The organism is Saccharothrix coeruleofusca (genome assembly GCF_014648515.1).
Lineage (GTDB): Bacteria > Actinomycetota > Actinomycetes > Mycobacteriales > Pseudonocardiaceae > Actinosynnema > Actinosynnema coeruleofuscum.
Genome location: NZ_BMRG01000009.1, coordinates 144,569 through 158,331, shown reverse-complemented (window position 1 = coordinate 158,331; position 13,763 = coordinate 144,569). Strand labels below are relative to the sequence as shown.

The 13,763-nt window shown below is 70.8% G+C and carries 12 protein-coding genes; 6 read left to right on the top strand and 6 right to left on the bottom strand.

Annotated features, from left to right (window positions below):
• Positions 1 to 66 precede the first annotated feature (66 nt).
• The 3 genes from IEZ00_RS22220 to IEZ00_RS22210 all read left to right on the top strand — a co-directional run bounded on the left by IEZ00_RS22220 (position 67) and on the right by IEZ00_RS22210 (position 3,741).
• Complete coding sequence (locus tag IEZ00_RS22220) at positions 67 to 930, top strand: 3-hydroxybutyryl-CoA dehydrogenase (protein WP_189225234.1); 864 nt, start codon at positions 67 to 69, stop codon at positions 928 to 930.
• Between the two features lie 442 nt (positions 931 to 1,372).
• Complete coding sequence (locus IEZ00_RS22215; protein ID WP_189225233.1) at positions 1,373 to 2,365, top strand: tryptophan dimethylallyltransferase family protein; 993 nt, start codon at positions 1,373 to 1,375, stop codon at positions 2,363 to 2,365.
• 11 nt (positions 2,366 to 2,376) lie between these two features.
• On the top strand, positions 2,377 to 3,741 hold the full coding sequence (locus tag IEZ00_RS22210; RefSeq protein ID WP_229795979.1) for a tryptophanase: 1,365 nt from the start codon (positions 2,377 to 2,379) through the stop codon (positions 3,739 to 3,741).
• A gap of 208 nt (positions 3,742 to 3,949) precedes the next feature.
• Here IEZ00_RS22210 and IEZ00_RS22205 read toward each other — a convergent pair whose 3' ends face one another.
• The 5 genes from IEZ00_RS22205 to IEZ00_RS22185 form a co-directional block, all read right to left on the bottom strand.
• The gene (locus IEZ00_RS22205; protein ID WP_189225232.1) at positions 3,950 to 4,543 is read right to left on the bottom strand and encodes a GTP-binding protein; all 594 of its coding nucleotides are present in this window, start codon (positions 4,541 to 4,543) and stop codon (positions 3,950 to 3,952) included.
• On the bottom strand, positions 4,524 to 4,895 hold the full coding sequence (locus IEZ00_RS22200) for a DUF742 domain-containing protein (protein ID WP_189225231.1): 372 nt from the start codon (positions 4,893 to 4,895) through the stop codon (positions 4,524 to 4,526). Before IEZ00_RS22200 ends, IEZ00_RS22205 begins: the two co-directional genes overlap by 20 nt.
• Positions 4,895 to 5,326, bottom strand: a complete 432-nt coding sequence (locus tag IEZ00_RS22195; protein WP_189225230.1) for a roadblock/LC7 domain-containing protein — start codon at positions 5,324 to 5,326, stop codon at positions 4,895 to 4,897. Before IEZ00_RS22195 ends, IEZ00_RS22200 begins: the two co-directional genes overlap by 1 nt.
• A gap of 42 nt (positions 5,327 to 5,368) precedes the next feature.
• Positions 5,369 to 7,840, bottom strand: a complete 2,472-nt coding sequence (locus IEZ00_RS22190) for a sensor histidine kinase (protein ID WP_189225229.1) — start codon at positions 7,838 to 7,840, stop codon at positions 5,369 to 5,371.
• A gap of 229 nt (positions 7,841 to 8,069) precedes the next feature.
• On the bottom strand, positions 8,070 to 8,996 hold the full coding sequence (locus tag IEZ00_RS22185) for an SMP-30/gluconolactonase/LRE family protein (RefSeq protein ID WP_189225228.1): 927 nt from the start codon (positions 8,994 to 8,996) through the stop codon (positions 8,070 to 8,072).
• Positions 8,997 to 9,261: 265 nt separating this feature from the next.
• Here IEZ00_RS22185 and IEZ00_RS22180 point away from each other — a divergent pair, with 265 nt between their 5' ends.
• A complete protein-coding gene (locus IEZ00_RS22180) occupies positions 9,262 to 10,671 on the top strand; it encodes a DUF1996 domain-containing protein (RefSeq protein ID WP_189225227.1) in 1,410 nt (469 codons plus the stop codon).
• A 4-nt stretch (positions 10,672 to 10,675) separates the two neighbouring features.
• Entirely contained in the window at positions 10,676 to 11,026 is a 351-nt protein-coding gene (locus IEZ00_RS22175; RefSeq protein WP_189225226.1) for an Imm1 family immunity protein, read from the top strand.
• 190 nt (positions 11,027 to 11,216) lie between these two features.
• On the opposite strand, the gene IEZ00_RS22170 is transcribed toward IEZ00_RS22175, so the two are convergent.
• A complete protein-coding gene (locus tag IEZ00_RS22170) occupies positions 11,217 to 12,701 on the bottom strand; it encodes a PucR family transcriptional regulator (RefSeq protein WP_189225225.1) in 1,485 nt (494 codons plus the stop codon).
• A gap of 171 nt (positions 12,702 to 12,872) precedes the next feature.
• Here IEZ00_RS22170 and IEZ00_RS22165 point away from each other — a divergent pair, with 171 nt between their 5' ends.
• Positions 12,873 to 13,763, top strand: a complete 891-nt coding sequence (locus IEZ00_RS22165; protein WP_189225224.1) for an FAD binding domain-containing protein — start codon at positions 12,873 to 12,875, stop codon at positions 13,761 to 13,763.

Here is a 13,763-nt window from a genome sequence, read left to right as displayed (position 1 = left end):
CCCGGTCGGGCGAGCCCCGCCGGTGCGGGGTGCGCCGCCCGCCGTCGCCCCTGGCAGGATCGGGGTGTGAGTGACATTCAACGTGTAGGTGTGGTGGGCTCCGGCCTGATGGGCTCCGGCATCGCCGAGGTGTGCGCCCGCGCGGGACTGGACGTGCTGATCGCCGAGGTCAGCGCCGACGCCACCGAGGCGGCGCAGGCGCGGATCGCCTCCTCGCTGGGCCGCGGCGTGCGCAGCGGCAAGCTCAGCGCCGAGGACCGCGACGCCGCGCTGGAGCGGCTGCGGTTCACCACCGACCTCGCCGACTTCGCCGACCGCAACCTGGTCGTCGAGGCCGTCGCGGAGAACGAGCAGGTCAAGACCGAGGTGTTCACGGCGTTGGACAAGGTCGTCGAAGATCCGGCGGCCATCTTCGCCTCGAACACCTCCTCCATCCCGATCATGAAGCTGGGCATGGCCACCGAGCGCCCCGAGCAGGTCATCGGCGTGCACTTCTTCAACCCGGTGCCGGTGCTCAAGCTGGTGGAACTGGTGCCGTCGCTGCTGACCGGCGAGCGGACGCGGGAACGCGCCGAAGCCTTCGTCACCGGTGTGCTGGGCAAGCAGGTCATCCGCTCGCAGGACCGCGCGGGCTTCGTGGTCAACGCCCTGCTGATCCCCTACCTGCTCTCGGCGATCCGGATGCTGGAGTCGGGCTTCGCCTCGGCCGACGACATCGACAACGGCATGGTGCTGGGCTGCGCGCACCCGATGGGCCCGCTGCGGCTGGCCGACCTGATCGGCCTGGACACCACCAAGGCCATCGCCGAGTCGATGTACGAGGAGTTCAAGGAGCCCTTGTACTCGCCGCCGCCGCTGCTGCTGCGCATGGTCGACGCGGGCTTGCTGGGCAAGAAGAGCGGACGCGGTTTTCACAGCTACGCGGACTGACGTCGAGGGGTGCGGGACCGCTCCGAGCGGTCCCGCGCCCCTGACGGCCGTCAGCGCAAAGCGTGCCGGGAAACTTCCAGCGTATCGCACGGGAGCACTTTTCCCATAATGCCACCATGCGTTATGACACCTCGTGGCGCATTGGTGCGAACGAATGAACAGAGAGGTCGTCAATCGGCCGTTCGGAGTATTCCTCGCTACTTGGAACAGGCATTCCGTAAGGCTTGCGACACGCCGGTGATGCCCTTCCACCGCGTTATGTCACAATTGGGGCATACGGTGGACAAGATTGGTTCGCATGGCGTACTTTCTCCTTCGCACCCCACGAGGAGACCCAGTCTTGGACGCACACGAGGATTCGGTACGCGATTTCACGGGCCGCCAACTGCACGCTCTCCTGCACTCCCTGGGCATTACCAGGAACACCGAGGATTCCCTCGGAATGCTCGGTGACGCGCTCGGCCCCGGCGGCTCGCGACCACTGTCCCAACCACCCACCTGGCCGTCTGACGTCGCCGACGACCACACCCCCGTGGAGTTCTCCACAGCATTCGAAGCAGGCGCTCCGCCGGTGGTGCGCGCCATCGTCGAACCCACCGCGGGCACGCCGTCCCGCCGGGCGAACACGCAGAGCGCGCTCGACGCCCTGGCCGCGATGGGACGCAGGCAGCGGTTGGACCTCAGCCGCTTCGACCACGTCCGGGAGCTGTTCCTCCCCGACCAGCCGCACAGCGACTTCACCTTCTGGTACTCGCTCGTCTTCCGCGCGGGCGAACCGCCCGCGGTGAAGGTGTACTTCAACCCGCAGGTGCGCGGCGAGCACGCCGCCGACGACCTGGTGCGGGAAGGACTGGCGCGGACCGGCTTCGCGGGCGGACACCAAACCCTGCTCGACCACGCGATGACCAGGCCCGGCGCCGACCGGTACTCCTTCTTCGCGCTCGACCTGCTCGACCGCAGACGCGCGCGGGTGAAGGTCTACGTCTCCCACCACGACGCCGAAGCCGCTGTCGCGCAACGAGCCGCGCACGCCGCCCGTGACGTCGACGCGGAGCGACTGGACGACTTCTGCCGCATCGTCGGCGGCGGCACCAGGACCTTCGACCGGAGACCGCTGATCTCCAGCTACACCTTCCTGGACGGCGACACCTCCCGGCCGAGCGGCTATTCGCTGTACCTGCCGGTGCGCGACTACGTCAGCGACGACGCGGAAGCCGTGGCGCGCGTGCACGCCGCGATGGCGGCGTACGGCCTGGACACCGCGCAGTTCGACACCGCGCTGCGCAGCATCGCCCAACGCCCGCTGGACGAGGGAGTGGGCCTGATCGCCCACGTCTCCCTGCGCACCGGCAAGCCCAGACCCGGCATCACCGTCTACCTCTCCTCCGAGGCCTACGACGTGGCCTCCCCCCGCGAGAGCAGCCTGGCGAACTAGGAGTTTCCTGAATGCCCCTGATGGAGCCCTACCGGATCAAGGCCGTCGAGCCGATCCCGATCACCACGCGCGAACACCGCGAACGCGCCCTGGCCGCCGCCGGGTACAACCCGTTCAACCTCAGCGCGGCCGACGTGACGATCGACCTGCTCAGCGACTCGGGAACCGGCGCGCTGTCGGCGGACCAGCAGGCGGCCGGACTGCGCGGCGACGAGAGCTACGCGGGCGCGCGCTCCTTCTTCAGGTTCCGGGAGGTCGTCGAGGAGCTGACCGGCTACCCGCACCTGTTCCCCGTGCACCAGGGCCGCGCCGCGGAGCGCATCCTGTTCAACGCGCTGCTCAAACCGGGACAGCTGTCGGTCAGCAACACCCACTTCGACACCACCCGCGCCAACGTGGAACTGGTCGGGGCGGTCGCGCTGGACCTGCCCTGCGCCGAGGCCAAGGACCTCGACAGCTACTCCCCCTTCAAGGGCGACATCGACCTGGAAGCCTTGCAGCGCGTGCTCTCCGGCCCCGACGAGGTCGGCCTGGTCATCATGACCATCACCAACAACGGCGGCGGCGGCCAGCCGGTGTCCATGGCCAACCTGGAGGCGGTGGCCCGGCTCACCCGCGAGCACGGCGTGCCGTTCTTCCTCGACGCCGCCCGCTTCGCCGAGAACGCCTGGCTGGTCACCCAGCGGGAACCCGGCTACGCCGACCGCACCCCCCGGCAAGTGGCCCAAGAGGCCTTCGCACTGGCCGACGGCTGCGTGGCGAGCCTGAAGAAGGACGGCATCGTCCACATGGGCGGGCTGCTGGCGATGCGCGACCCGGAACTGGCCAAGCGCTGCGAACTGCTGCTCATCGCCACCGAGGGGTTCCGCACCTACGGCGGGCTGTCCGGCCGCGACCTGGAGATGCTGGCGCAGGGCCTGGTCGAGGTGACCGACCCGGCCTACCTGCGCTCGCGCGCCGAGCAGACCGCCTACCTGGCCGAGCTGATCGCCGACGTCGGCGTGGACAGCGTCCGCCCCGCGGGCGTGCACGCGCTCTACCTCAACGCCGGACGCCTGCTGCCGCACATCCCGCCCAGCCGGTTCCCCGGCCACGCGCTGGCCCAGGAGATGTACCTGGCGGGCGGCATCCGCTGCGCCGAACTGGGATCGCTGTACCTGGGCGAGCTGGACGAGTCGGGCGAGCTGATCACCCCGGCGCCCTACGAACTGGTCCGCATGGCCATCCCGCGCCGCGTCTACACCAAGAGCCACCTGGAGTACGTGGCCGAAACCCTCGGTGAGATCGCCAAGCGCCCCGAGCGGGTGCCCGGCTACCGCCTGGTCGAAGTGCCCGCCCTGCTGCGCCACTTCAACTGCCGACTGGAGCCGTGTTGAATTGCCGCGCCTCCGGCGCGGCAGGCTCGGCCGCCCGGAAGTCGGCCCATCGGCACGCGTTTCGCGGAAAATCGAAGAGCGTGATTTTCCGCGAAAGGCATGCCGACAGGCCGACGCGGCCTCGCGCGGTGCCCACCGGGTTCCGCGCGAGTTGAGCGTTCGGGTGGAAACCGTTGGCGCGGGGTTGGGCGCGCCAACGGTTTTCCGCTCAGGCCATCGCGTCGAGGCGGTCCATGGTGTGCTGGATCAGGCTCACCAGCACAGTCTTGCTGGACTCCCGCTTCCGCGCGTCGCACAGCACCACGGGAATCGCGTCGTCCACGTCCAGTGCGCGCCGGACCTCGTCGACGGCGTAGCTGTGCGCGCCTTCGAAGCAGTTCACCGCGATGATGAACGGGATGCCCCGCCGCTCGAAGAAGTCGATCGACGGGAAGCTGCTGTCCAGCCTGCGGGTGTCGACCAGGATCACCGCGCCGATCGCGCCGTAGGCCAGTTCGTCCCACATGAACCAGAAGCGGTTCTGGCCCGGTGTGCCGAACAGGTACAGCACGACCTCGGGGTTGATCGTGATGCGGCCGAAGTCCAGGGCGACCGTGGTGGTCTCCTTGTTCTCCAGGCCCGCCACGTCGTCCACGCCGACGCCCGCCTCGGTGAGCAGCTCCTCCGTGTGCAGCGGGGGTATCTCGCTGACCGAGTTGACCATGGTCGTCTTCCCGGTGCCGAAGCCCCCGGCGATGACGATCTTGACTGGGGTGGGGACGAGGAGTTCCCCGCCCGGCCGCTCAGATTCCACGCACACCATCCAGCACTGCCTGCAACAGGTTCCGGTCGGGCACCTCGGCGATCCGCGAGGGGTCCCTGATCACGACGTCACCGCGCTGGATGAGATCGCTGAGCAGCACCTTGACCACCACGAGGGGGACGTCGAGGTAAGCGGCGACCTCTGCCACCGACAGCGGCCGCTTGCACAGCTCCATGATCTCAAGGTGCTCCACGGACAGCGAATCCGGGTCCGACGGCGACGGCATCGCGCGCACCTGCGTCACCAGGTGCAGTTCCGGGCGCAGCGGCCGGGTCCGGCCGCGCACCATCGCGTAGGGGCGGACCAGCGGACCCGCCGCCTCGTCGTACCACCAGTCCTCGCGCCTGGACATCAGGACGACCTGCGTGCGGTGGGCAACACCGAGGTGCCCCGCGGCGCGGACGACAGGTAGGTGCCCACCCGCTTCACGAGCATGTTCATCTCGTAGGCGATCATGCCCATGTCGGAGTCCTCCTCGCCCAGCACCGCCAGGCACGCCCCGTGGCCTGCCGCCGTGACGAAGAGGTAGGCGTGCTCCATCTCCACGATGGTCTGCCGGACCTTGCCGCCGCCGAAGTGGCGGCCGGTGCCGCGGGCCAGGCTCTGGAAGGCCGACGCCATCGCGGACAGGTGGTCGGAGTCGTCCTTGGACAGGCCGGCGGAGCGGCCCAGCAGCAGACCGTCCGCGGACAGGACCACCGCGTGCCGGGCACCGACCACACGGCCGACCAGGTCCTCCAACAACCAGTTCAGTTCGTTGTGCTGGCTGGTCATGTCGTTCATCGGGGTTGCCTTTCCGGTTTCCAGTCGTCCGTCCACTGCGGATCACTTCTCGAAGGCGTCGTCGGAGCGGCGGGCGTTGCGAGTGCCCCGCTGGAACGCCGACAGGCCGTTGCGGACCCGTTCGGCGGCCTGCTCGACGTCGACCTCGGCGAGCGGTTCGGGCGTCGGGTGGAAATCGTTGCGCACCAACTGCGGCGCGATGTGCTGCTGCCTGCGCCTGCGGGGCAGCTCGGGCTTGCCCCCCGCGGGATCGCCCGCGTCGGGCCGCGGCGACTCCGCCGCGAGGTCGCCCCCGGTCCGCGTGCGCTGCGGCAGCTCCAGGGAGCCGCTGTGCGGCGTCAGGTCCAGCCCACCGCTCAGTCGCTCGTCCTCGGGCTGGGGATCGTGCTGCTGGTTCGCGGCCGCCTCGGCCTGGGCCCAGAAGCCCTCCAGCTGGGAGGGTTCGGGAAACCTGGCCTCCGGCACCGACCCGTTGTTCCCCGCGGCGACCACCGGCTCCTCCTCGTCCTCGTCCCGCTCGGCGACCGCGTGGTCGTGCAGGCTGCGCCGGGACAGCAGGAGGGTGGTGTCCGCGGGTTCGGTCGGCGAGTTCGGGCTCGCCACGATCGACGTCGGCATGAGCACCAAGGCCAGCGTGCCGCCGTAGGGGGATTCGCGCAACTCCACGTGGATGCCCCGGCGCGCGGCCAGCCGGGCCACCACGAACAGGCCGAGGCGGGACTCGCCGCGCAGCCGCACCGCGTCGAACTCCGGCGGGTCGGCCAGCATCGCGTTGTGCTGCTCGCGGTCCTCCGGGCTGATGCCGAGTCCGTGGTCCTCGATCTCCACCACGACGCCCTGGGGCACCTCGCTGGCGTGGATCTGCACCTGGGAGCGCGGCGAGGAGAACGCGGTGGCGTTGTCCACCAGCTCGGCGACCAGGTGGATGGTGTCGGCCACCGCGGCGCCCACCAGCGCCACGTCGGGCACCGGGTTGACCTTGACCCGGACGTACTGCTCGGTCTCGGCGACCGCGGCGCGCAGCACGTCCAGCAGCCGCACCGGCTTGCGCCACTGCCTGCCCGGCTGCTCGCCCGCCAGGATGATCAGGTTCTCGGCGTTGCGGCGGGCGCGGGTGGCCAGGTGGTCGAGCTGGAACAGCGCGTCGAGCTGGTCGGGGTTCTCCTCCTCGCGCTCCAGCTTGTCCAGGATCTTGAGCTGGCGGTGCACCAGGCCCTGGTTGCGGTGGGCGATGTCGAGGAAGACCCGGTTGACGCCCTCGCGGGCCTGGCTCTCCTTGACCGCCGCGGCGACCGCGGTGAACTGGGCGGCGTTGAACGCGTCGGCCACCTGGCCGATCTCGTCGCTGCCGTAGTCCAGCGGCGGGACCTCCGCCTCCACGTCGACGTGCTTGCCCTCGCGCAGCCGGTCGACGATGTCGGGCAGCCGCTCGTGGGCCAGCGCCAGGGAGTCCTTCCGCAGCGCCGCCAGACGGGTGATCAGCGCGCGGTTGACCAGCCGGTTCGAGGTGCGGATCGCGATCAGGATGCCGATGATCACCGCGAGCAGGCCGACCAGGCTGCCGATCAGCACGGTGCGGAACTTGCTCTCGCCGTTGGCCATGGTGATGTCCACCGCGCCCGCGGCCTGCTCGCTGGTCAGCGCGTTCAGCTCGGCCGCGATCGGGCCGCTGATGCCCTGCCAGTCCGACAGCGACCCGGCGTTCGCGGGCCTGCTCTGGTTCTGCACCAGCCTGTTCTCGAACTCGACCAGCTTCCTCCAGGCCTCGCTCTCGACCATGGCCTGGTAGTGCCTGCGCACCTCGGGCAGCGCGTAGGGCTGGCCGGACTCGTAGGTCGCGTGGTAGGCGCCGACGAGGTTGGCGAACTCGATGTGCTCCTCGGGGCTGAACGAGCCCGCCGCCAGCGCGGCCGAGGCGATCGAGGTGGCCCTGGACATCCAGTCGGCCGCCTTGAAGAACTCGGGCGCGAAGATGGCGTTCTGCACCGACTCGGCGTCGGGCACCGTGCGCGCCTGCACGTTGAACAGCGCGGTGCCCGCGTCGAGCAGGCTGTTGTAGTAGGTGTAGATCTCGCTCTTGGACGCCTTGCCCGTCTCCAGCTGCGACCGCTTCTGCGAGAGCTGGCCGAGCAGGACGTCCAGACCGTTGATCCGGTCGACGATCTCCTGGGGCGCCGAGGTCGCCAGCTCGTCGAGCGCGCTGTTCATCGCGCCCAGCGCCCGGTCGGTCTCCTCGTACTGCGTCCGCAGCGCCGTCTTGTCGGTCTCCGGCTGGCTCAGGCTGGTCAGGCTGAGCTCGCGCTCCTTCTGCAGCGCGGCGAAGGTCTGCAGCGCGGGGATGGACGCGTCCTTCACGCCCGCGGCGACCGTCCGCAGGTAGTAACCGTCGAAAACGGTGTACGAGGAGAACAGCGCCCACATCACGAGCAAGACGATGCTGGGGACGACGACGACACCCGTGAGACGTGAACGGATGGTCTTGTAGTTCGTCTCCGTTGTGCTCTTCTGCTTCACAGCGCTCCGCAGCCTCGTGAACTCCGTTGCCAGGTCAGGTGCAGCGCGAGCGCGCCGCCTCCTCGTCACCAGATCGGCTACAGAACGGTAACACTGAAGATCAAAACTACGAAGAGACAGCGATCACTCGCACCGTGCGACGGTCAGGCTACCCACTGGGGCGCGGCACCGGACAGGGGGTCGGCGGGAACTAGGGGCGATTAGGGGATTCCCGTCGACCCCCTGGTGTTCAGGGCTTGGGCACGGAAACCGCGTTGTACGGCGTGGTGGGGGTGGGCGTGGTGGTGAAGCGGGCGTTGGGCAGGTACAGCCGGGTGCCGAACTCGGCGACCGTGGTCGGCACGTCAAAGCGCGGGTCGGTGATCGCGGAGGTGAGCTTTCCGCTGGTCCCGGCCTTGTTCAGGGTGAAGGAGGCCAGCGTGTTGACCCGGTTCAGCACCACGCGCAGGGTCCGCCCCTCGCGCAGCAGCCCGTCGCCGTTGGTCAGCACCTCGCCGCCGAGGTCGACCTCGGCGGAGTGCCCGGTGTCCGGGTCGACCCGGAACAGCTTGCCGGTGTTGCTCTGCACCACCAGCAGCGCCCGGCCGTCCGGGGTGGTGGTGATGCCATTCGCGTTGATGACTCCGGGGGTCAGCACAAAATCACCCGTTAGAGGCACGCTGACGAAAGTGTCGGGTAGTTGCCCGAAACGCCCGAACGGCACCTTGTAAAGGGTCGCCCTATAACTGTCCGTGAAGTACGCGGCACTAGGGGTGACAACCACGTCGTTGACGAACGTGTCACCGCTGGAGAACCGGTAGGACTTGAGGATTTCGCCGGAGCGGGCGTCGACGACCCGCGCGTCACCCGTCGCGCCGCCCGCCACGAACAGCCGCTCACGCCGGTCGATCTGGAGACCCACCGACTGCGTTCCCGGCCCCTGGCTGAAGACCTCGCCCCGACCGGTGCGCAGGTCGGCCCGGTAGAGGTCGCCGTCGGCGAGGGAGCCGAAGTACGCGATGGGTTCGGCGCCGATGGCGATGCCCTCCGGCCTGAAGCCCTCGGGCAGCGGGATCTCGGTGGGGAACGGATGGACGTGCTCAGCGGCGGCGGGAGTGGCGGTGACGAGCGCGAACCCGACCACTACCGCCGCCAGCACGCCGAAAGTGCGAGACATGGCCACTCCTTACGGTTGTCCGGTTCGCGAGTCTTCCGCAGGCGTGGGCGCGGGTGAAGACCTCACGTGCAACCGACAGGAACACCGGCGGGGGCAGGCCGCGCGCCGACCTGGGCCGAAGATAGGGGTCACCAAATATAACGAAACAATAACGGCCAGGTCGCGGACTGGCACCGGTACGTATGCCCCGGTGTCCACCGCCCACCGGCGGTCGGGGTTCGAAGCAAGCGATCGATGCGCGTACCTACGACGAGGTGACACTTCCATGACGCGAAACCAGGGGCGGCACCGCTTCTCCCGGCGCACGAAGCTGACAGCAGGCGCGACCGGGCTGGCGCTCACGATCGGCCTGGCCGTCGCGATCTCCAGCGCCGGTGACCAGGGCACGGCCCAGGCGGACGGGGCCGACATCTCCCTGTTCGTCGACATCACCAAGCAGGCCCGCAACGTCAACACCCCCCGCCCCCAGCGCGACGCCTCCACCGGGACGTTCACCGTCGACTGCGGCCGCAACGAGAACGGCCACTTCAACCCGGACAACTTCATCGCCCAGCCCGGCGTGCGCAACGGCGCCCAGCACCTGCACGACTACGTGGGCAACGTGTCCACCGACGCCGACTCGACCAACGAGAGCCTCGCCGAGGCCGACACCACCTGCAAGAACGGCGACAAGTCCACCTACTTCTGGCCCGTGGTCCGGATCGACCGGGAGAACGAGGAGGAGGAGCCGGGCGAACCGGCCAAGGCCACCGTCGAGTGCCCGGACCTGCGGCGCAAGCTGCGCAACGTCCCGCAGCGCGCCCGCGCTGAGGTCGACCGCGGCCTGCAGGCCCTCAAGGACCAGGTCACCCAGGCCAACCAGAAGCTGCAGAGCGGCAACGTCGACGACGCCAACTTCGTCAACAACCAGGTGCTGCGGCCGCTGCGCAACCAGCGCGTCGGCACGATCGTCCAGATCTCCCAGGCGATGAACCGCGCGGGCGCGCGGACCCGCAACCTGCTGCGGCTGTCGCCGTGCACGGTCAAGGACGGCGACGCCGCCGACGCGCAGGTCGCCGAGGAGCAGCGGGCCGCCGAGCCCGATGCGGTGGAGAAGGGCGAGGGCAAGAGCGCCAGCGACGAGAACGAACTGCCCGGCAACGAGGGCGAGATCCAGCGCCCGGAGGTGGTGGACCTGACCTTCCGCGGCAGCCCGGTCGGCAAGGTCACCGCGATGCCGCAGTTCCTGCGCATCCTCTACGGCGACGCCAAGGTCACCACCAACGGCCCGAAGAACGCCCGGAACTCGTGGACCTGCACCGGTTTCGAGGACAAGGTGCTGATGAACAAGTACCCGATCTGCCCGCAGGGCAGCAAGGTCAAGCGCATCCACGACTTCGCCAGCTGCTGGGACGGCAAGAACACCGACAGCGCCAACCACCGCGACCACATCGTCTACCCCGACCAGAACGGCCGCTGCCCGCAGGGCTTCACCGCCGTGCCGCAGCTGCGCATCAGCCTGACCTACAACATCCCCAGGGACGTCCAGGTCAACGGCCAGTACGCGGTCGACGCCTTCCCGGAGGAGGAGCACAACCCGTTCTCCGACCACGACGACTTCGCCAACGTGATGGGCGAGGAGATCATGAACCGGCTGGTCGACTGCGTGAACACCGGCAAGCGCTGCAAGGAGTGACCCCGTGATCCAGGCGCACTACGACAGCGGCGTCGAGCAGGTCCGCCGCACCGAGGACGTGCACCGGCTGCTGGACAGGCTGGTCGTGGCCCGCAACGCCGCGCTGGTGCACAGCGACTGCGAGCACACCGCGTGGGTGGGCGTGCGCGGCGATCGGGGCGCGATCCTGTTCGCCGACGCGATGACGGGCTCCTGGGCCAGCCTGGGCGAAGGACCCCGGATGGGCCCCCGCTACGCGGGTCTGCGCTTCCCGTCGCACTGCGAGATCCCGGTCACCGAGCTGGCGGTGGCGATCGACGAGTTCCTCACCACCGGTCAGCGGCCCACCCTGGTGCCCTGGCAGCGGGTGAGGTGAGGGAGCCTCTCCCGTGCCCCGGCGGGTCAGGGGCCCCGCCGACCGGTGCGGCACCCCGAGCGCCGCGCAGGTCGACCCCGGCAGCACGTCGTACGCCTGCCTCGCCCCGGCGCGGCGGGCGTACGACGTTCCGGGCCGCGCGGGAGAGCCGTCACACACCGCCGGATCGCCCCACAACACCGCGCGCCGGTTATCCGCCCGCTCGCAACGCCAGGTACAGGTCGACGCGGCGGGCGAAGTCCGACAGGTCCGCACCGAGCAGCCGCTCCACCCGGCCGACCCGGTACCGCAGCGTGTTGACGTGGACGTGCAGCCTGGCGGCGGCGGTGGTCCAGGAGCCGGAGCAGTCCAGGAACACCCGCAGCGTGCCCACCAGGTCCGAGCCGTGCTCGGCGTCGTAGTCCAGCACCGGGCCCAGCACCCGGCGGCGCAGCGAGCCGCGCAGCTCCTCGGGCGCGCTCGCCAGCAGCAACTGGTGCGCCGCGATCTCCTCCCCCGCCACCACGCGGGTCCGGCCGCCGCGCCGGGCACCCAGCCGGCGCGCGTGCGCGGCCTCCACCGCCGCACCGCGCAGTCCCGCCGCGAGCACCGGGGAGGAGATGCCGACCGCCACGCAGGTCGAGCCCAGCGCCGGTTCGACGGTGTGCAGCGCCGACCGCGCCGCCTCCGCCCAGCCCGCGCCGGACGGGGCGACCGCGCAGACCTCCGCGCCGACCGCGCAGACCAGCGCGTGCGGGGTCACCGCGGCCAGCACCTCCTCCAGCAGGGCGGCGACCAGCTCGGTGCGACCGTCCGAAGCGGACGCCGACACCACGCGCAGCGGCACGTCGGGCTCCCACCCGGCGGCGGCCACGTGCGCGGCCAGCTCGCCGGTGCCCGAGCGCACCTCGCGCAGCAGCGGCCCGGCGGCGCGGTTGCCGATCCGCCGGGCCTGCACCACCCGCGCCCGCTCCAGGCCGACCAGGCTGGCCAGCTCGGCGGCCAGTTCGTCGCGCGCCCGGTCGCCGTCCACCGCCAGCACCCACCCGGTCATCCGGTCACCACCCCGCTCGGCCACCGGCAGCAGCGTGGTGCGGCGCACCACCACCGGCAGCCGGTCGGCCCGCAGGAACTCCCGCACCAGCGCCGTGCACACCCGCGGGTCCAGCTCCGGCCCGGCGACCACGCGCCCGGTCGTCGACAGCACCCGGCACGGCGCGTCCAGTTCCGCCGCGCCCGCGGCCAGCAGCGCGGGCAGCCCGCCCTCGCCCGCCGCCACCGCGAGCAGCCGCCGGTGCCCGTCCAGCAGCGCGCCGCCGCGCTCGGCCGCCAGCGCCAGCACGACCCGCTCGGTGATCACCGCGAAGGAGAGGTCGACGGGGACCTCCAGCAGCGGCACCCGGTGCCTGCGGCAGGCGTCCACCAGCGCGGCGGGCAGGCCGCTGCCGTCGGTGCCGCTGGCCGCCAGCGCCGCCACGCCCGCGCCCGCGAGCGCGGCGGCGAACCTCTCGCAGTCGGCCGCGGTGCGGTGCCACAGCAGCCCCGACAGCACCAGCTCGCCGCCGCTCAGGTAGCGGGCAGGGTCGGGCAGCTCGGTGCCGTACAGACCGGTGACCGGTCGGTCGAGCAGGTCTTCGCCGGTCACCAGGCGCAGCCGCAGCTCCGGCGCCCCCAGCAGGCCGCGCACCAGCAACACGCCTGCCTCCCCGCTGTCACAACCACCACTTACGGTCACCCGATCGTGTTTGTAGGAAAGCACAAATCAACACCCTGTAGGAGCCTGGAATTCATGCACCGCCGCCGTAGCTGATCCGCCACCGGAATCGGTGTACTGGCCCGCACGCACCGCACACACCCGAGGTCGCCGATGGACTTCCTCCGCCCCGACACCCTGGCCGAAGCGCTGGCGCTCAAGGCCGAGCACCCCGACGCGGTCCCCATCGCGGGCGGCACGGACGTGATGGTGGAGCTGAACTTCGACCACCGCAGGCCCGCCGCGCTGCTGGACCTGACCCGCGTGGCGGAGCTGCGCCAGTGGTCGGAGCGGGCCGGGGTGGTGCGCCTGGGGTCCGGGGTGCCCTACGCGCGGGTCATCGACGAGCTGGGCGGGGCGCTGCCGGGGCTGGCGGCGGCGTCGCGCACGGTGGGCTCGCCGCAGATCCGCAACCGGGGCACGGTCGGCGGCAACCTCGGCGCGGCCTCCCCGGCGGGTGACGCGCACCCGGTGCTGCTGACCGTCGACGCGGTGGTCGAGGCGGTGTCCGCGCGCGGCACCCGGCTCATCCCGGCGACCGAGTTCTACCTGGGCGTCAAGCGCAACGCGCTGGAGCCGGACGAGCTGATCGCCGCGGTGCTGATACCGCGGGCGCGGGGACCACAGCAGTTCTGCAAGGTGGGCACGCGCAACGCCATGGTGATCGCGGTGTGCTCGTTCGCCATCGCGCTGCACCCGGCCGCCGCGCGCGTCGCCGCCGCCATCGGCTCGGCCGCGCCGACCCCGCGCCGGGCGAGCGCCGCCGAGGAGTTCCTGTCCGGCGAGCTGACCGCCGCGGACCAGTGGCGGTCGCCGCGGCCGCTGCCGGAACCGGTGCGGCGCCGGTTCGGCGAACTGGTCGCCGAGGCCGCGAGCCCGATCGACGACGTGCGGGGCACCGCGGCATACCGCGGGCACGCGCTGGCCGTGCTGGCCCGGCGGGCGCTGGGCTGGGCGTGGCAGGACTACCAGGACCACCGGGACCGCTGGGGAGGGAGCGTCTGA

Excerpts from the sequence above, each read along its gene's own strand:
- IEZ00_RS22200 (WP_189225231.1), bottom strand. The coding sequence starts at position 4,895 with ATGTCCAGGCGCGAGGACTGGTGGTACGACGAGGCGGCGGGTCCGCTG.
- IEZ00_RS22165 (WP_189225224.1), top strand. The coding sequence starts at position 12,873 with ATGGACTTCCTCCGCCCCGACACCCTGGCCGAAGCGCTGGCGCTCAAG.
- IEZ00_RS22205 (WP_189225232.1), bottom strand. The coding sequence starts at position 4,543 with ATGGTGTGCGTGGAATCTGAGCGGCCGGGCGGGGAACTCCTCGTCCCC.
- IEZ00_RS22185 (WP_189225228.1), bottom strand. The coding sequence starts at position 8,996 with ATGTCTCGCACTTTCGGCGTGCTGGCGGCGGTAGTGGTCGGGTTCGCG.
- IEZ00_RS22215 (WP_189225233.1), top strand. The coding sequence starts at position 1,373 with ATGCTCGGTGACGCGCTCGGCCCCGGCGGCTCGCGACCACTGTCCCAA.
- IEZ00_RS22210 (WP_229795979.1), top strand. The coding sequence starts at position 2,377 with ATGCCCCTGATGGAGCCCTACCGGATCAAGGCCGTCGAGCCGATCCCG.
- IEZ00_RS22195 (WP_189225230.1), bottom strand. The coding sequence starts at position 5,326 with ATGAACGACATGACCAGCCAGCACAACGAACTGAACTGGTTGTTGGAG.
- IEZ00_RS22180 (WP_189225227.1), top strand. The coding sequence starts at position 9,262 with ATGACGCGAAACCAGGGGCGGCACCGCTTCTCCCGGCGCACGAAGCTG.